At 57.8% G+C, this 16,584-nt stretch carries 15 protein-coding genes; 11 read left to right on the plus strand and 4 right to left on the minus strand.

Annotated features, from left to right (window positions below; all coding sequences use genetic code 11):
- The first annotated feature begins 66 nt into the window (after positions 1 to 66).
- Positions 67 to 555 carry a TIGR00645 family protein gene (locus ACWKX3_RS17525; protein ID WP_006178530.1) on the plus strand — a complete coding sequence of 163 codons (489 nt, stop codon included), beginning with the start codon at positions 67 to 69 and terminating at the stop codon, positions 553 to 555.
- Between the two features lie 108 nt (positions 556 to 663).
- Here the strand turns inward: ACWKX3_RS17525 and ACWKX3_RS17530 are convergent, their stop codons facing one another.
- The gene (locus ACWKX3_RS17530; protein ID WP_137903635.1) at positions 664 to 1,704 is read right to left on the minus strand and encodes an aldo/keto reductase; all 1,041 of its coding nucleotides are present in this window, start codon (positions 1,702 to 1,704) and stop codon (positions 664 to 666) included.
- An 82-nt stretch (positions 1,705 to 1,786) separates the two neighbouring features.
- On the opposite strand from ACWKX3_RS17530, the gene yghX reads away from it, so the two are divergent.
- Positions 1,787 to 2,674 carry a YghX family hydrolase gene (yghX, locus tag ACWKX3_RS17535; RefSeq protein WP_006178528.1) on the plus strand — a complete coding sequence of 296 codons (888 nt, stop codon included), beginning with the start codon at positions 1,787 to 1,789 and terminating at the stop codon, positions 2,672 to 2,674.
- 78 nt (positions 2,675 to 2,752) lie between these two features.
- Here yghX and ACWKX3_RS17540 read toward each other — a convergent pair whose 3' ends face one another.
- The gene (locus tag ACWKX3_RS17540; protein WP_454542145.1) at positions 2,753 to 5,353 is read right to left on the minus strand and encodes an autotransporter domain-containing protein; all 2,601 of its coding nucleotides are present in this window, start codon (positions 5,351 to 5,353) and stop codon (positions 2,753 to 2,755) included.
- 507 nt (positions 5,354 to 5,860) lie between these two features.
- On the opposite strand from ACWKX3_RS17540, the gene ACWKX3_RS17545 reads away from it, so the two are divergent.
- Positions 5,861 to 7,408 (plus strand): methyl-accepting chemotaxis protein, encoded by a 1,548-nt coding sequence (locus ACWKX3_RS17545; RefSeq protein WP_220710641.1) that lies wholly within the window; start codon positions 5,861 to 5,863, stop codon positions 7,406 to 7,408.
- 94 nt (positions 7,409 to 7,502) lie between these two features.
- Complete coding sequence (locus ACWKX3_RS17550; RefSeq protein ID WP_006178523.1) at positions 7,503 to 7,790, plus strand: DUF2623 family protein; 288 nt, start codon at positions 7,503 to 7,505, stop codon at positions 7,788 to 7,790.
- Here the strand turns inward: ACWKX3_RS17550 and fucR are convergent.
- Positions 7,772 to 8,488: an L-fucose operon activator gene (gene fucR, locus ACWKX3_RS17555; protein WP_006178522.1), complete on the minus strand. Its 717-nt coding sequence runs from the start codon at positions 8,486 to 8,488 to the stop codon at positions 7,772 to 7,774. The genes ACWKX3_RS17550 and fucR overlap by 19 nt on opposite strands.
- A 220-nt stretch (positions 8,489 to 8,708) precedes the next feature.
- Here fucR and ACWKX3_RS17560 point away from each other — a divergent pair, with 220 nt between their 5' ends.
- Entirely contained in the window at positions 8,709 to 9,761 is a 1,053-nt protein-coding gene (locus ACWKX3_RS17560) for an ABC transporter substrate-binding protein (protein WP_102890196.1), read from the plus strand.
- A complete protein-coding gene (locus ACWKX3_RS17565) occupies positions 9,761 to 10,480 on the plus strand; it encodes a molybdate ABC transporter substrate-binding protein (RefSeq protein WP_454542146.1) in 720 nt (239 codons plus the stop codon). The genes ACWKX3_RS17560 and ACWKX3_RS17565 overlap by 1 nt, the downstream gene beginning before the upstream one ends.
- A gap of 18 nt (positions 10,481 to 10,498) precedes the next feature.
- Here the strand turns inward: ACWKX3_RS17565 and yghU are convergent, their stop codons facing one another.
- Positions 10,499 to 11,371: a glutathione-dependent disulfide-bond oxidoreductase gene (gene yghU, locus ACWKX3_RS17570; protein WP_006178519.1), complete on the minus strand. Its 873-nt coding sequence runs from the start codon at positions 11,369 to 11,371 to the stop codon at positions 10,499 to 10,501.
- A gap of 203 nt (positions 11,372 to 11,574) precedes the next feature.
- Between yghU and gss the strand changes: the two genes are divergently transcribed.
- From gss to ACWKX3_RS17595, 5 genes are all read left to right on the plus strand, one after another.
- Complete coding sequence (gss, locus tag ACWKX3_RS17575) at positions 11,575 to 13,437, plus strand: bifunctional glutathionylspermidine amidase/synthase (RefSeq protein WP_058610774.1); 1,863 nt, start codon at positions 11,575 to 11,577, stop codon at positions 13,435 to 13,437.
- Between the two features lie 130 nt (positions 13,438 to 13,567).
- Entirely contained in the window at positions 13,568 to 14,119 is a 552-nt protein-coding gene (locus ACWKX3_RS17580) for a peroxiredoxin (protein WP_171007419.1), read from the plus strand.
- Between the two features lie 20 nt (positions 14,120 to 14,139).
- Positions 14,140 to 15,372, plus strand: a complete 1,233-nt coding sequence (locus ACWKX3_RS17585; protein WP_454542147.1) for a protein-disulfide reductase DsbD family protein — start codon at positions 14,140 to 14,142, stop codon at positions 15,370 to 15,372.
- A gap of 20 nt (positions 15,373 to 15,392) precedes the next feature.
- Positions 15,393 to 15,950, plus strand: a complete 558-nt coding sequence (locus tag ACWKX3_RS17590; RefSeq protein WP_337278752.1) for a sigma-70 family RNA polymerase sigma factor — start codon at positions 15,393 to 15,395, stop codon at positions 15,948 to 15,950.
- Positions 15,937 to 16,566 carry a DUF1109 domain-containing protein gene (locus tag ACWKX3_RS17595; RefSeq protein ID WP_454542148.1) on the plus strand — a complete coding sequence of 210 codons (630 nt, stop codon included), beginning with the start codon at positions 15,937 to 15,939 and terminating at the stop codon, positions 16,564 to 16,566. Before ACWKX3_RS17590 ends, ACWKX3_RS17595 begins: the two co-directional genes overlap by 14 nt.
- Positions 16,567 to 16,584: the final 18 nt, after the last annotated feature.

The raw sequence follows: 16,584 nt of genomic DNA on the forward strand, positions 1-16,584 counted from the left end.
GCTGTTGCAAACAGTAAGCGCTCCTGAGATATACTGAGCGCTGGTTTCGTTTGCAGACAGGACTCTATGGAACGCTTTTTTGAAAACGCAATGTACGCCTCTCGCTGGATCCTGGCGCCGGTCTACTTTGGCCTCTCCCTGGCGCTTATCGCTCTGACGATCAAGTTCTTCCAGGAAATTATTCACGTCTTGCCCAACATCTTCTCCATTGCGGAAGCGGATTTAATTCTGGTGCTGCTGTCGCTGGTGGACATGACGCTGGTCGGCGGGCTGCTGGTGATGGTGATGTTCTCCGGCTATGAGAACTTTGTCTCTCAGCTGGATATCGACGCGCGCAAAGAAAAGCTGAGCTGGCTCGGCAAAATGGACGCCACCTCGCTGAAAAACAAAGTGGCCGCCTCCATTGTGGCGATCTCCTCCATCCATCTTTTACGCGTGTTTATGGATGCGAAGAACGTACCGGACAACAAGCTGATGTGGTATGTCATTATCCACCTGACGTTTGTCCTGTCGGCGTTCGTTATGGGGTATCTGGATAAGATCAGTAAGAAGTAATTTTCCATCGCGCACAAATTTATGCGCGCATCGAACCATTCCCTCTCCCCTTTGGGGAGAGGGTTAGGGTGAGGGGAATATACGGCTGTGGGGGTATTTCCGTTCACTTTACTTATCTGACGACGCCTGCCACAGATTCAACTCACCATCCGCAACGTGCTGGTCAATTCGCGCCAGTTCATCGTCCGTAAAGCGCAGGTTTTCCAGCGCCTGAACGTTCTCCTCAAGCTGCTCAGGGCGGCTCGCACCGATCAGCACCGACGTGACGCGCTCGTCTTTCAACAGCCAGCTCAGCGCCATCTGCGCCATCGTCTGCCCGCGGGCGTGCGCCATTTCGTTAAGCAGGCGCAGGCTGTTCAGGTTGGCCTCGGTCAGCATGTTTTCCGTCAGTCCGCGCACTTTCTTGCCTTCACGCTGCATGCGCGATCCGTCCGGAATGCCGTTCAGATATTTTCCGGTTAACAACCCCTGCGCCAGCGGCGTAAAGGCGATACAGCCGGTGCCGTTAGCGTCCAGCGCGTCCAGCAGCCCGGTTTTATCGACCCAGCGGTTCAGCAGGTTATAGGACGGCTGATGGATCAGCAGCGGGATCTTCCACTCGCTCAACAGCCCGGCCATGATCCGGGTTCGCTCCGTCGAGTAAGAGGAGATCCCCACATACAGCGCTTTGCCGCTCTGCACGGCGTGCGCCAGGGCCGCAGCCGTCTCCTCCATGGGCGTGTTCTCATCGACGCGGTGGGAGTAGAAAATATCGACATATTCCACGCCCATGCGCTTCAGGCTCTGGTCGAGGCTGGCGAGGAGATACTTACGCGAACCGCCCGAGCCGTACGGCCCCGGCCACATGTCGTAGCCCGCCTTGGTGGAAATAATCAGCTCGTCGCGATACCCGGCAAAATCGTCGCGCAGCAGCCGACCAAAGTTCTCTTCGGCGCTGCCCGGCGGTGGGCCATAGTTATTGGCGAGGTCAAAATGGGTAATGCCGAGATCGAACGCTTTACGCAGCAGCGCGCGCTGGGATTCCAGCGTCTGAACGTGGCCAAAGCTGTGCCACAGGCCGAGCGACAGCGCGGGCAGGCGCAGGCCGCTTTGCCCGCAGAAACGGTACTGCATATTTTCGTAGCGGCCAGGGTAGGGATGCCAGGACATGATGTCTCCTTTCTTGTCGATGAATTTTCGAAACAACGTTTTCATTCTATGCTTATCAAATCACAAATCCCGGAGAGATGCGATGACGCGCCTGACCGCCAAAGATTTTCCGCAGGAATTGCTCGATTACTACGACTATTACGCACACGGTAAAATCTCCAAACGCGAGTTTCTGAATCTTGCAGCACGCTATGCGGTGGGCGGCGTAACGGCGCTGGCGCTGTTTAACATGCTTAAGCCCAACTATGCGCTGGCCGAGCAGGTTAAATTCACCGACCCCGATATTCTTCCTGAATACATTCACTATCCGTCGCCCAACGGGCACGGCGAGGTGCGCGGCTATCTGGTCAAACCGGCTAAAGCCAGCGGCAACGTGCCCGCGGTGGTGGTAGTGCATGAGAATCGCGGCCTGAACCCCTATATCGAAGATGTGGCGAGACGCGTCGCCAAAGCCGGGTACATCGCGCTGGCACCGGACGGCTTAAGCTCGGTCGGCGGCTATCCGGGCAATGATGAAGAGGGCAAAGTGCTCCAGCAGAAGGTCGACCCGACAAAGCTGATGAACGACTTCTTTGCCGCCGTCGAGTTTATGCGAACGCACCCTGAGGCGACCGGCAAGGTCGGCATCACGGGTTTTTGCTATGGCGGCGGCGTGTCGAACGCGGCGGCGGTGGCCTATCCCGAGCTGAACTGCGCGGTGCCGTTCTACGGTCGCCAGCCTGCGGCGGCGGATGTCCCTAAAATCAAAGCGCCGCTGCTGTTGCATTACGCCGAACTGGATAAGAACATTAACGAAGGCTGGCCCGCTTATGAGGCGGCGCTGAAAGCCAGTAACACGGTTTACGAGGCTTATATCTACCCCGGCGTAAACCACGGTTTTCACAATGATTCCACACCCCGTTACGACGAGGCTGCGGCAGAGTTGGCCTGGACGCGCACGCTGGGATGGTTCGAGAAGTATTTGCGCTGAACGCAAACAAGCCGGGCACGCCCGGCTTGCAAAACAGGCTTGCCCCGGCAGCGTCGCGCTGCCGGGAAGTGAAGGGGATCAGAAGCTGTAGCTCATCCCCGCCTGAACGCTGGCATCGTTATCCACGTCACCCGTTCCCACATACACGCCGGTATTCAGCGAGAAGTTATGCGCGATGGTGGCGTTGATGCCTGCCCCAAAGATACCCATTGCGTTGTTGTGCCCGGAGGTGTTGTGATAATCCGCGGCCTTGATGTCGGTATCGTCGCTAAACTCTTTCTGGAAGCGCGCGTCAATCCACGGCATCACCTGCACGTTCTTGTTCAGATCGGTCAGGGTGGTAGTCAAACGCACCCCCGCGCCGCCGTTCCAGGAAGAGACCTGGCTGTCGGCAAAGGTCACTTCGCTGTCGGAGAAGCCGTTGGCTTTGGTCTGATCCCAGCCAAGCGTCGCGTACGGCTGCAGCAGGGTTTCGCCTGGCAGTAAGACGTTCACACCGGTACGCGCCTGGGCAATGTACAGGTTGCCGTCGGTGGAGCCGTTCAGCGCCTCGGTCATCCCGCTGGTATTGCCCGTCACGTTATTGGCTGAGAGGGTATAGCGCATGTCGCCATAGCTGAAGCTGCCGTCGGCGAACATGCCCCAGGATTTACCGTTCAGCGCCTGCTGCCAGCCGCCGTAGACGCTGTAGTAGTTGCCGTAAACGCTGTCCTTAAAGCTATCGACCCCGTCACTGGTGTCCTGCACGCGGCTGCGGGTCCAGGCCAGGGCAATACCGCCGGTCACGCTGTCGCCGTTGTCCATGTGCGCCGTCCAGTCGACACCGCCCTGCGCGCCCTGGGTAATGCTTTTATAGTCGACGTCGTTGCTGAAGTTTCCGTTCTGATAGAGGAAGTCGCCCCAGACCTGCGCGCCGTCCTGCTGCTGACCCAGCAGATTCGCCAGGTGCACCTGGTTCATGTGGTTGCTGATGTCGTCCGCAACCTGGTGACCGGCCTGCTCGGCAGCGTCCAGCCCGGCAATCAGCCCCTGAACGTCGCTTGCCAGCGAGCCTTGCGCGCTGTTGAACACCATGTTCCAGTTATAGCTGTTATCAGCGGCCAGCATCGTTTGCGGGGCCGCATCTGCCGGCACAATGTCGAGGCTGTTGTCATAGTTGTACGCGCCGCTGCGGTTCTCAACGCTATTCTCGCCGTTGGTGAAGGTTGCGGCAGCATAGTTCTGCGGCGCGGTGCTGCTGGCGGTGCTGAACGTGCCGAGAATCACGTTACTCTTGTTTTGCGCCGTTGGCGTAATGCTGGTGACCATGATGGCGTTATTTGCACCGGTAATGGTACCGAAGTTGACGAAGCTGTCGGTGCTCATGCTCACCCGGGCGTTGCTGCCGGTAGTGCTCGCCACGAGGGTTGAGCCATCCTGCAGGCTCCAGGTGGTGGCATCGTTGATCTTGTCAATGGTGATGCTGTTATCGCTGGTGGTATTCACCGTTTCAAACTGGCTGATCTGGCCGGTGATGGAACTGCCTGCGTCCATCGAGAGCGTATCGCTGCCGGCTCCGCCGTCCACGTTGCCGTTGACGTGAGAATTGTTGGTCAATACCAGCGTGTCATCGCCCGAGCCGGTTTTGACATCGCCGTTTACGGTCGCGTTATTTTGCAGGGTTACGGTGGTATTGCCGCTGTTGTGGCTGGTATCCACGTCGCCGTTAACCGTACTGTTATCGACCAGCAGCGTGGTGGCGGTACTGCCGTCTACCGTTACGTCACCGTTCACCACGCTTTTATTGGTCATCGTTACCGTCGTGGTGCCTTTGTCATTCAGTATCGCCACGTCGCCGGTTACGGTGCTGTTATTCATGGCAAGCGTAGTGTTGGTGGTGCCGTACAGCGCCACGGCAAGATCGTTGAATTCGTCAGGGTTATTAATTTTGATGCCAGTTTTTTTAAACAGCGCCTCGGCCAGCGAGTCGATATTTTTTGCAATCAGACTTTGCGAAGCATCGACGGTCGCACTGGTCAGAGAAACAGTGGTATCTGATGTAAGGCTGCCGGCATAAATACCCCCTTTATCCATGGCGCTGTTGCTCATGGAAATAGCCTGTGCGCCTTCACCCGCGCTCACAATACTCCCGTGCAGCGCACTGCCGTTGGTAATATTGACGGTGTGATAGCCTTTATCCATGGGATCGAGGAAAATCGCGGACCCCATCATATAATCTTTATTATGATTATCGTACTTACCCGTGCTGCTCTCACCGTTCAGCGTCGAATGGTCGACGTTAACGGTGGTATTTGTGGTGGCCTCCACCTTGCCAGCCTCAATCATATCGGCGGTTGCGCCGTTATTGAGGGTAATATTGACCGTTCCGCCGTTACTGCCCTGAATATAATGGCCGGACATATTCGTGCCCGATACGGTTAACGACTGGGTATCGCCGCTCTTACGGTGGCCGTCCATATAAATATTGGTAGCGGTGGTGTCAGCCATAACGGCATTGGTCGCACCAGGATCCTGATAATAATTACCGTCGGTATATTCTGTTAATCCGCACGTCTGGCTGTTATTTCCGCTCTCGCATGATTTTGTCGGAACGTCTGGATACATCGGCGTTGTTTTTGCACTGACGCCAAAAGAGGTTAAGGCCAGTAAAATACACTGGGAGATCAGCGTACGTTTCATTGAATTTCGCATTTGTTTTTCTCTGAATGGGATTGATTGAACAGATCTCCTTTTTAAATGAAAAAAGTAAAAGTAAGAAACATCCTGGCCATTTTGGATGTAATAAAACTTAAAGCTAAATTAAGCCAATTTAAATAAATTAAACAAATAAACAAAAGCAAATACATTTGTAGTATCAATATGATTGGATGGTTAGCAGGCTAATTTTATCGGTAACGATCAATACTGGCGTGATTGATTGAAAATTCAGATGAACAAAAAAGCGTACCCGGTGGGGAGAAAAAATTGAATGTGCGGCAAGTTTACATTTCATCATCTGCTGAAATGTAAAAACATATATTTTGAGGGGGTATTGCTGCACCGCGATTATCGTTTTCTGATTGGGAAAGGGAAAATAAAAAATGTGAGAAAAAGAGTCGCGAAACAGTATACCTTCGCCATTTCCTGCCGATAACGAGATTAAGTCTCGCCTCTGGGCGAATCTCCCCTCACGGCAAGGAAAACTCAATGCAGATGCTTCGTAATTTCACGATCCGCTTCGTTATGCTGACGATACTCGGGATCTTTTGTTTAATGTGGGCGGGGGTCGGCCTGTACAGCACCTGGTCACTCTCCCGCGTCTCCGAGGGTAACGATGTTGACCGTCAGCTGGTGCAGCAGATGACGGTGCTGAGCCAGGGTAACGATCAGTACTTTCGCTTTGTCACCCGTCTTGGCCGCGCAATGGAGGCCAAAGCCGCAGGCGGCACGCCTGATTTAGCCTCAGCGAAGCAGGCGCTGGATAACATGGCCAAAAAACTGGAACAGATGAAGGCCATTTCGCCAGGCCCGATGGATGAGCAGATCTCCGCCCAGGTGATCGGCACCTGGCAGGCGTTGCTCGATCAGGGCGTAACGTCGCAGATGCAGCAGGCGCAGCAAGGTTCGCTGGAGGGCTATCGCCAGCAGGCGAACAACGTCACCCCGCCGCTGAGCCGCGCCTTTGGTGCCGCAGCCGAACGCTTTAACCAGGCCGCAGGCGACAGGCTCGACACCACGCGCGTGGTGGTGGATGGGCTGACCAGCATGACCCGCACGGTGATCGTCGTTGCCACGATTATCGGTCTGCTGATCCTGCTGTTTACCGACCGCTACCTGGTGGCACTGCTGGTGAAACCGCTGGATCGTATTCGTCATCAGTTCCGCCAGATTGCCCAGGGCGATCTCAGCCAGCCGATTGAACCCATTGGCCGCAACTGCGTCGGGCAGCTGGTGCCGCTGCTCAGTGCGATGCAGGACAGCCTGCGTGAAGCGGTCAGCAACATCCGCTCCGGCAGTGAAAATATCTGGCGCGGCGCAACCGAGATCTCCAGCGGCAACAACGACCTTTCCTCACGCACCGAGGAGCAGGCCGCCGCGCTGGAGGAGACCGCCGCCAGCATGGAGCAGCTCACCGCGACGGTAAAACTGAACGCCGAAAGCGCGCGTCAGGCCAGCGAACTGGCGGATGTGGCGTCAACCACCGCCAGCCGGGGCGGCTCGCTGGTGGAAGAGGTGGTGACGACCATGAGCGGTATTTCAGGCAGCTCGAAGAAAATTGCAGAAATCACTACCGTCATTAACAGCATCGCGTTCCAGACCAACATCCTGGCGCTCAATGCGGCGGTGGAAGCGGCGCGTGCGGGTGAACAAGGGCGCGGTTTCGCCGTCGTCGCTGGTGAGGTGCGTAATCTGGCAAGCCGCAGCGCCAATGCGGCCAAAGAGATCGAAGGGCTGATTGCCGATTCGGTTGCCCGCGTGGCGCAGGGGGCGCAACTGGTTAACGACACCGGCACCACCATGGAAGCGATCCTGCGCGATATCACCGAAGTGACCACCATCATGAAGCAGATTGCCTCTGCCTCGGAAGAGCAGAGCAAGGGCATCTCGCAGGTAGGTATCGCCATTACCCAGATGGACGGTGTTACCCAGCAGAACGCCTCGCTGGTGGAGCAGGTCTCCGCCGCAGCCTCCGCCCTGGAGCGCCAGACGGAAGATCTGCAGCGCTCCGTCCAGAAATTCCGCCTCTCTGCGTAATCACCTCAAGGCCGCCACGTGCGGCCTTCATTTTCACTGGCTATCGCTTAAAATATCGCTATATAATTTTATATACAACGATGAGGGCGTAGCGATGGATAACCATTTTGGAAAAGGGCTGATGGCGGGCATGCGCGCGGCACAGGCCGATACGGCAAAGAATGTGGCACACTTCTGCTCTGACTATAAGCGCGGCTTCGTGCTGGGCTTTTCGCATCGAATGTTTGAGAAGACCGGGGATCGCCAACTGAGCGCGTGGGAGGCAGGAATTTTAACGCGTCGCTACGGGCTGGATCGCGACATGGTGATGGACTTCTTCAGAGACACGCACTCAAGCGTGGCGTTGCGCTACTTTATGGCGGGCTACCGTCTCGAAGGGTGAGCGTCGGTGATCACCTCGGTCACCTGCGAAAGCTGGCCGATTTTCACCTCACTTGAGCGCTGGAATTTGCTTTTATCAATCAGCAGCAGCGACTGACTGGCGCGGCGGAGCAGGTGGGCCTTAAACGCGGCGTTATGCTCGGTCGGATCCCACAGGTTACCCTCCTCGTCGACGCCCTCGCAGGAGAAGATAAACAGATCAATCTCCAGGGTTTTAAGCTGCGTCGCCAGGGCAGGGTTAACGTAACAGCGGTACTTACGCTCCAGCGTGCCGCCGGAACAGATCAGCGTGATCCGCTCGCGCCTGGCGATTTCGTGGCAGATCGGCAGGCTGTTGGTAAATACGGTGAGATCCCAGTCGGGGAGCTGGCGCGCCAGGTGAAAGCAGGTCGAACTGGCATCAAGGGCGAGGGTCATCCCTTCGCCGATCCACGCCAGCGCGTGGCGTGCAATATCGGCTTTGTCGGCGTAATGGCTTTTCAGGCGCGCGCCAAACGGCTCGCCGCCGTCGCGACTGGCCGGATGGAGCAGCCGCGCCCGTCCGTGCTGGCGCAGGATCCGCCCCTGCTGCTGAAGCCCGTTCAAATCGCGGCGGATCGTCTCTTTGCTGACGGCAAGCTGTTCTGCCAGCGCCTCGGTCGTCAGCCAGTCGCAGCGGCTCAGCAAGGCAATAATGTTCTGCTGTCTGTCCTGTTTCATGCGTCTGTTCCTGGGAAGATAAATCGATTCTTGCCAGATTATCCGGGCTTGTAAATATGATGTTGAAAAAAGAGGAGGATTTGCGGCACGGATCGACGAACGTCCTCTTATCAGGGCCATAGCCGCTTCATCGTACCGACGGTGCCTACCCCCAAAGCACACCACGACTTCCTTATCCAATCGTTATATAATCCATTGCATAACGATATGTGAGGACATTATGAAACAGCGCTTTTGGCAGGCAGTGGCGTTTTGCGCCCTGATTTTACTTCCGCTTTCTTCTCAGGCGTCTCGCCAGATAACCGACCAGATTGGCCGCACGGTGACGATTCCCGACGACGTCGATCGGGTGGTTGTGCTTCAGCATCAAACCCTTAACCTGCTGGTGCAAATGCATGCCACTGACAAAATTGTCGGCGTGATGGCAAACTGGAAGCAGCAGCTGGGCGAGGGCTATGCGCGTCTCGCGCCAGAGCTGAACCAGAAAGCGACGCTGGGCGATCTCACGCACGTCGATCCGGAAAAACTGGTAGCGCTCAGACCGCAGGTGGTGTTTGTCACGAACTATGCGCCGCAGGAGATGATCGACAAAATCGCCAGCCTCGGCATCCCGGTCGTGGCGATCTCCCTGCGCCACGACGCAGCCGGTGAAAAAGCCAAACTGAACCCGACCCTGGCCGACGAGGAAAAAGCCTACGATCAGGGGCTGCGCGAAGGGATCGCGCTGATTGGCGAGATCGTCAATAAGCAGCCGGAAGCGAAGGCGTTAATTGAAGCGACCGACCAGGGCCGCAAAAAGGTGAGCGACCGCCTGAAGGCTATCCCCGCCGAAAAACGCGTTCGCGCTTACATGGCTAACCCGGAACTCACCACCTACGGCTCGGGGAAATACACCGGGCTGATGATGGCACACGCGGGCGCGGTTAACGTTGCCGCATCGACCATTCAGGGCTTCAAAACCGTGGCGATGGAGCAGGTCATCGCCTGGAACCCGCAGGTGATCTTCGTGCAGGACCGCTACCCGTCCGTCGTCAATGAGATCATGACAAGCCCGCAGTGGCAGGTGATTGATGCGGTCAAACACCACCGCGTCTATCTGATGCCCGACTATGCCAAAGCCTGGGGTTACCCGATGCCGGAAGCAATGGGCATTGGCGAACTGTGGATGGCGAAAAAGCTCTACCCGCAGAAGTTTACGGATGTAGACATGCGCAAGGTGGCAGACGACTGGTATCAGCGCTTCTACCGCACCCACTATCAGGGGATCGACTGATGCGCGTGCTGGCGGCGGGCAGCCTGCGCAGCGTCTGGCAGCCGTTGATGGTGCAATTCCCGGAACATGTCGACACGCAGTTTGGCCCCGCCGGGCTGCTACGGGAACGTATCGAAGCCGGTGAGCCGTGCGACCTGTTTGCCTCCGCCAGTCTCGAGCATCCTCTGGCGCTGCAGCGCGCCGGGCGGGCAGCGTCTGTGACGCCGTTTGCCAGTAACAGGCTCTGCCTGACGGTGCGCAGCGATGTGCTGCGCGCACAGGACGACTGGCGGTCGGTGCTGATGCGCGGCGACTTACGGGTTGCCACTTCCACGGCGGGAGCCGATCCGTCCGGCGATTACACCCAGGTGCTGTTTAGCCGGATGGGAGAGGCGGGCGAGGCGTTGAGGACGCGGGCGATAGCCCTGGTGGGCGGGCGCGATTCTTCACCGATCCCGGCAGAGATGCTGGCCGCGCAGTGGATTATTTTCAGCGGGCAGGCGGAGGTGTTTATCGGCTATGCGAGCTATGCCGCCGCGCTTCGGCAGATTGCCGGGCTGACGGTGATGGATATCCCTGCGCCCTATAACCCGCGCGCGGATTATGCCTGTGCGGTTATCACGCCGCGCGCCCAGCGTCTGGCGGATTTTTTACAGTCTGATGAGGCAAAAGGACGACTCAGGCAGGCTGGATTTGGTGAACCAGCCTGCCCAAAACCGTCTTCACGCCCGGTTGCGTAGCGCCACCGGGCGCACATTTTAGCCCTGACGTTTATCTTCGGTCTGGGTATCGAAGTCGCTCGCCGCGTGGCGTTCGTGCAGCTGCTCGTTCAGTTCACCGTTGGTACGGTTGACGATACGCCCGCGTTTGACCGCCGGACGGTTACCCACGTCTTTTGCCCAGCGCTGGACGTTGGTGTATTTCCCGGCATCGAGGAACTCGGCGGCGTTATACACGCTGCCCAGCGCCACGCAGCCAAACCACGGCCAGATCGCCATATCGGCGATGGTATACTCTTCTCCCGCCACGTAACGCCCGCGCGCCAGCTGTTTATCCAGCACGTCAAACAGACGCTTGGCTTCCATGGTGAAGCGGTCAATCGCGTACTCAATTTTTACCGGCGCATAGTTGTAGAAGTGGCCAAAACCGCCGCCGAGGAACGGTGCCGCGCCCTGCAGCCAGAACAGCCAGTTCAGGGTTTCGGTACGGCCCGCCGGATCTTTTGGCAGGAAGTGACCAAATTTTTCCGCCAGATAAAGCAGGATGCTGCCAGATTCAAACACGCGCGTCGGCGGGGTGGTGGAGTGGTCACGCAGCGCCGGGATCTTCGAGTTCGGGTTCACCTCAACAAAACCGCTGGAGAACTGATCGCCTTCGCCGATGCGGATAAGCCACGCGTCGTACTCTGCCGCCGTCACGCCCAGCGCCAGCAGCTCTTCGAGCATGATGGTAACCTTCTGGCCGTTAGGCGTGCCCAGGGAGTAGAGCTGCAGCGGGTGCGAGCCGACCGGCAGTTCCTTCTCATGCGTCGCGCCCGACACCGGACGGTTGATGTTGGCGAACGCGCCGCCGTTGGCATTCTGCTTCCATTCCCACACTTTCGGTGGCTGATAGGTGTTGTTGTCTGACATGTTGGCCTGCCTTTTGAGTGATGTGTTGAGGCAGTGTAGCAGGAGATGACAAAACGGTTTAACGATGAGAGGCGTTATCCAACGTGGCGCTATATTTCTGCGATCGCAGGTGTATGATAAATCCACCTCTGTCAGGTTAATCTCAACGTGCAGACGACGACAACCTTACTAAAATTGCCGCCTGCCAGCTTTAGGTTGGATACATGCGTAAAGGAACGTTAAGCAGTGATGCACCCTTCGGGACGTTATTAGGCTATGCGCCAGGTGGAGTGGCGATTTACTCATCCAATTACGACAGCCTCGACCCGCGCCGCTACCCGGAAGACGCGGAATTCCGAAGCTATATCGGCAACGAATACATGGGCCACAAGTGGCAGTGTGTTGAGTTTGCGCGTCGTTTTCTTTTTCTCAATTACGGTGTTGTCTTTACCGACGTCGGCATGGCGTGGGAGATCTTCTCCCTGCGCTTCCTGCGTGAGGTGGTGAACGACAACATTTTGCCGCTGCAGGCCTTCGCCAACGGATCGCAGCGTGCGCCGCGCGCCGGGGCGCTGCTGATCTGGCAAAAGGGCGGCGAGTTCCATGAAACCGGGCACGTTGCCGTCATCACTCAGCTCTGCGGCGATAAGGTCCGCATTGCGGAGCAGAACGTCATTCACGCTCCGCTCCCGCTGGGGCAGCAGTGGACGCGCGAGCTGCGCATGACCGTCGAGAACGGCTGCTACACGCTGCACGACACCTTCACCGACACGGAAATTTTGGGCTGGATGATCCAGACCAGCGACACGGAGCACAGTATCCCGCAGCCGGAAATCGACGGCGAGCTGCTGAAAATCCGCGGTGCGCGGCTCAAAAATCAGCGTCAGTTCGACGGCAAATGGCTCAACGAAAACGACGCTCTGCAGCAGGCGTACGTTCGCGCTAACGGTCACGTCATCAACAACGATCCCTGCCACTATTTCACCATTACCGAAAGCGCCGAGCAGGAGCTGATCAAGGCCACCAACGAACTGCACCTGATGTACCTCCACGCGACCGACAAAGTGCTGAAAGACGATAACTTACTGGCGCTTTTCGACATCCCTAAAATCCTCTGGCCGCGCCTGCGCCTCTCCTGGCAGTGGCGACGTCACCATATGATCACTGGCCGTATGGATTTCTGCATGGATGAGCGCGGCATCAAGGTGTACGAGTACAACGCGGACTCCGCCTCCTGCCACACGGAAGGAGGATTAATCCTCGAGGAGTGGGTGAAAAACGGCTACCGCGGAACCGGCCACAACCCGGCGGAAGGGCTGCTGGAAGAACTGACCGGCGCGTGGAAGCACAGCCATGCGCGTCCGTTTGTGCACATCATGCAGGACAACGATGTCGAGGAAGATTATCACGCCCTCTTTATTCAGCGTTCGCTGATGCAGGCGGGGTTTGATACCAAAATCCTCCACGGCCTTGGCGCGCTGAGCTGGGATCCCGCCGGACAACTGATTGACGATGAAGGCCGGCCCGTCAACTGCGTCTGGAAAACCTGGGCGTGGGAAACGGCGATCGAGCAGATCCGCGAGGTGAGTGAAACCGAGTATGCCGCCGTACCGATCCGGACCGGGCACCCGGCAGGGGAAGTGCGTCTGATCGACGTGCTGCTGCGCCCGGAAGTGCTGGTCTTCGAACCGCTCTGGACGGTGATCCCCGGCAACAAGGCGATTTTGCCGGTGCTGTGGCAGCTGTTCCCGAACCACCGCTACCTGCTGGATACCGATTTTGAGGTTAACGACCTGCTGAAAACGACCGGCTACGCCGTGAAGCCCATCGCCGGGCGCTGCGGCAGCAATATCGATCTGATTAGCGCGCAGGACGAACTGCTGGATAAATCCAGCGGCAAGTTTGTTGACCGTAAAAACATTTACCAGCAGCTGTGGTGCCTGCCAAAAGTAGACGGAAAATACATTCAGGTGTGCACCTTTACCGTGGGGGGAAACTACGGCGGAACCTGCCTGCGCGGGGATGAAACGCTGGTGGTGAAAAAAGAGAGCGATATTGAACCGCTGATGGTCGAGAAGGATAAATAGTCCTCCCCGAAGGCCATAAAAAGTCCGCAGGCGACCCCTGCGGACTTTTTTTATCATTGAGCGAAACCTTCAGGGGTTAGCGTGCGAACTATTATTCATAAAGCCCCCTTTTTCCCTGATGGAGTCGACCATGAATCGTTTGAAAACCTTGTCTGCCGCTGCTGTACTGAGCCTTTCCCTCTTCGCAGTAAACGCCCATGCCGCCCTTGAGGCAGGTGCCAACGCGCCGGACTTCAGCCTTCAGGGTGCGCTGGGCGGTAAACCCTTGACCTTCTCCCTTCAGCAGGCGCTGAAGAAAGGCCCGGTGGTGCTCTACTTCTTCCCGGCGGCCTTCACCAAGGGCTGTACGCTTGAAGCGCACGCCTTTGCCGAAGCCACCGATGACTTCAAAAAACTGGGGGCGACCGTGGTGGGTGTCACCGCCGGTAACGTTGATCAGGTGGATGAGTTTTCGAAGCTGGAGTGTCGGGATAAATTTGCCGTCGCGGCTGACCCCGGCGCGAAAGTGGCGGCTGAGTACCAGACCCTGATGCAGATGAACGGTAAAACGGTTTCTGACCGCACCTCGTTTGTTATCGCTCCGGACGGCAAAATTCTGCTGAGCTATACCGACCGCAACCCAGACGAGCACATTCAAAAAACGATGGATGCCGTGAAGAAATACGCGAAGTCGCACTCGTAACCTGAATAACGGGGTCCGCTATGTTGACTGCTATTCTGGCCGCCCTGTTGGGCGGCATTATCCTCAATTTTATGCCCTGCGTATTCCCCGTGATTTCACTGAAGGCGCTGGGCATGTTGCGCCATCAGGGCGACATCAAAAGCGCCCGCACCGAGGGGCTGGGATTTTTGCTTGGGGTCGTACTCACTATGCTGGCGCTGGCGGGGGTATTACTGGCACTGCGCGCCGGCGGCACCGCCGTTGGCTGGGGATTTCAGCTTCAGTCTCCGCTGGTTATCGCCGTATTATCGCTGGTGATTTTGGGGGCCGCCCTGAACCTGCTGGGCGTGTTTGAGGTGGGGCTATCGCTGCAGCGCGCGGGGGAAATTTCCGTGGGCCGCGGGGCGTTTACGCGTTCGGCGCTAACCGGTGCGCTGGCTATCGTGGTCGCCACCCCGTGTTCTGCGCCGTTTATGGCAGGCGCGGTAGGCTATGCCCTGGTACAACCTCCGGCGGTATCGCTGGCTATTTTCCTGGCGCTGGCGATAGGCTTTGCCGCCCCCTTTACCTTGATTTCACTGTTCCCGTCGATTGCCAGACGCCTGCCGCGGCCCGGCGCGTGGATGGATCTGCTCAAGCGCGGGCTGGCATTCCCGATGCTGGGCGCCTTCGCCTGGCTGGTTTGGGTGCTGACGCAGCAGGCAGGAACCACCGCCCTGGCCGCCATGCTCGCCAGTGCGGTGGTGGTGAGTTTTGCGGCGTGGCTGTACGGCATGGCCCAGCGCAGACGCTATATCGGGCAGTCGTATAAAGCGCTGCTGGCGGTGACGGTGGTGTTGTTCATCGCCGCGATCGGCCCGCTGCCCGGCGTAATCCATACGCAGCCTTCGCAGCCCGACGTGCAAAGCGTTACTCACACCGAGCCGGTGAAGTGGTCGCCGCAGACGGTGGCGCAACTGCGCGGGCAGGGCAAAGCGATCTTTGTCAATTTTACGGCATCGTGGTGCATCACCTGTCAGGTTAACGATCGCACGTCGCTGTCGACAGAGGCGGTTAAACAGGCGCTTTCACGCACCGGCGCCGTTTATATGGTGGCGGACTCAACGAAGTTTAATGCGGATATTGACGATGCAATGAGCGCGTTCGGCCAGGGCGGTCTGCCGCTGTATGTGGTTTATCCCGCGGACGGCAGCGCACCTGAGGTGCTGCCCCAGGTCCTGACACCGTCGATTGTGGTTAAGGCTCTGGATCAGGCCGCCGGGAAAAAAGCGTGAGGTCATAATGATGGCGCAATATGGATAACGGCTTTGCACCGCGAGACGCATGGCCCGCCCTGATGGCGCGCGCGCAGGCGGGCGATCGTCACGCGTATACCCAGCTGTTGCGGGCGATTGTGCCCGTTATTCGCTCGCGCGTTCGCAAGCACATTTTCGATGATGTGCTGGTCGACGATGTTATCCAGGATGTCCTCCTGACCGTGCATCGGGTGCGCCATACCTACGATCCTGCCTACCCCTTTCTGCCGTGGCTGATGGCGATAACGCAGGCACGCGCCGTTGACGCGTTACGCAAGCGGGGTCGCCACTGGCAGCGTGAAACGCCTGAAGAGGATGCACAGGAAAGCCCGGGTGAGGATCTGCCCGAGCACACAGATAAAGAGGAACGCCTGGCGCGGATACTCGACCAACTCCCGCTGCGCCAGCGGCAAATTGTCGAGCATGTCCATCTTCAGGAGATGAGCCTTGCCGAGGCGGCGACACAGAACAATTTGAGCATTGCGGCAGTGAAATCGTTATTACATAGAGCCCTTACCAACCTTCGCCGTATGGGAGCGAAACATGGTCGATCATGATGTTTTCATAAAACAGCTGAGTCAGGATGCCAGGCCGATACGCCGAACGCTGGCGAACCCCTGGCGCGTTGTCGGCTGGCTGCTGATGGCGCTGCCGTGCGGCTGGTTGAGCAGCCTGGCGTTTCCGCGAGACGGCACGGACTGGAGCCAACCGGGCGCGCTGATTGCGGCTTTTCAGCTGGCGGTGGCGTTTGTGATGGGGACGCTCGCCATTCGCAACGCGTTTTTGCTCAGCATCCCCGGTCGTACCTCATTGAACTGGAAATGGTTTATTCCGCTGGCCGCGCTGTGGCTGGGCGGGGTAATGATGAGTTTGCGGCTCGCGCCCGCGCAGGCGCACCATGCTGATGAGGTGAACTGCTACGTCTACATGATGGCGGTCAGCGCGCCCATGGTGGTCATTGTTATTGGCTATTTGCGGCGTACAGGGGCGCTGTATCCGCTGCGCACGCTTGCGGCGGCGGGGGCTGGCGTGGCCTGCATGGCGTTAACGCTACTGTCGCTCTGCCATCCTGTTGAAGTTCATCCCCTGGATTTTCTGCTGCATGTGGCTGCGGGGATAACGATTATTCTGGGGACGATACTGCTGGGATGGCGGTGGGTGAGGGTTCTTTAAAGAGGGGGATCGGAATCG

It is taken from the genome of Enterobacter sp. UPMP2052, assembly GCF_053709675.1.

Coding starts and splice junctions, on each gene's coding strand:
- ACWKX3_RS17545 (WP_220710641.1), top strand. CDS start 5,861: ATGCAGATGCTTCGTAATTTCACGATCCGCTTCGTTATGCTGACGATA.
- gss (WP_058610774.1), top strand. CDS start 11,575: ATGCGTAAAGGAACGTTAAGCAGTGATGCACCCTTCGGGACGTTATTA.
- ACWKX3_RS17595 (WP_454542148.1), top strand. CDS start 15,937: ATGGTCGATCATGATGTTTTCATAAAACAGCTGAGTCAGGATGCCAGG.
- ACWKX3_RS17540 (WP_454542145.1), bottom strand. CDS start 5,353: ATGAAACGTACGCTGATCTCCCAGTGTATTTTACTGGCCTTAACCTCT.
- yghU (WP_006178519.1), bottom strand. CDS start 11,371: ATGTCAGACAACAACACCTATCAGCCACCGAAAGTGTGGGAATGGAAG.
- ACWKX3_RS17550 (WP_006178523.1), top strand. CDS start 7,503: ATGGATAACCATTTTGGAAAAGGGCTGATGGCGGGCATGCGCGCGGCA.
- fucR (WP_006178522.1), bottom strand. CDS start 8,488: ATGAAACAGGACAGACAGCAGAACATTATTGCCTTGCTGAGCCGCTGC.
- ACWKX3_RS17560 (WP_102890196.1), top strand. CDS start 8,709: ATGAAACAGCGCTTTTGGCAGGCAGTGGCGTTTTGCGCCCTGATTTTA.
- ACWKX3_RS17585 (WP_454542147.1), top strand. CDS start 14,140: ATGTTGACTGCTATTCTGGCCGCCCTGTTGGGCGGCATTATCCTCAAT.
- ACWKX3_RS17530 (WP_137903635.1), bottom strand. CDS start 1,704: ATGTCCTGGCATCCCTACCCTGGCCGCTACGAAAATATGCAGTACCGT.
- yghX (WP_006178528.1), top strand. CDS start 1,787: ATGACGCGCCTGACCGCCAAAGATTTTCCGCAGGAATTGCTCGATTAC.
- ACWKX3_RS17580 (WP_171007419.1), top strand. CDS start 13,568: ATGAATCGTTTGAAAACCTTGTCTGCCGCTGCTGTACTGAGCCTTTCC.
- ACWKX3_RS17590 (WP_337278752.1), top strand. CDS start 15,393: ATGGATAACGGCTTTGCACCGCGAGACGCATGGCCCGCCCTGATGGCG.
- ACWKX3_RS17565 (WP_454542146.1), top strand. CDS start 9,761: ATGCGCGTGCTGGCGGCGGGCAGCCTGCGCAGCGTCTGGCAGCCGTTG.
- ACWKX3_RS17525 (WP_006178530.1), top strand. CDS start 67: ATGGAACGCTTTTTTGAAAACGCAATGTACGCCTCTCGCTGGATCCTG.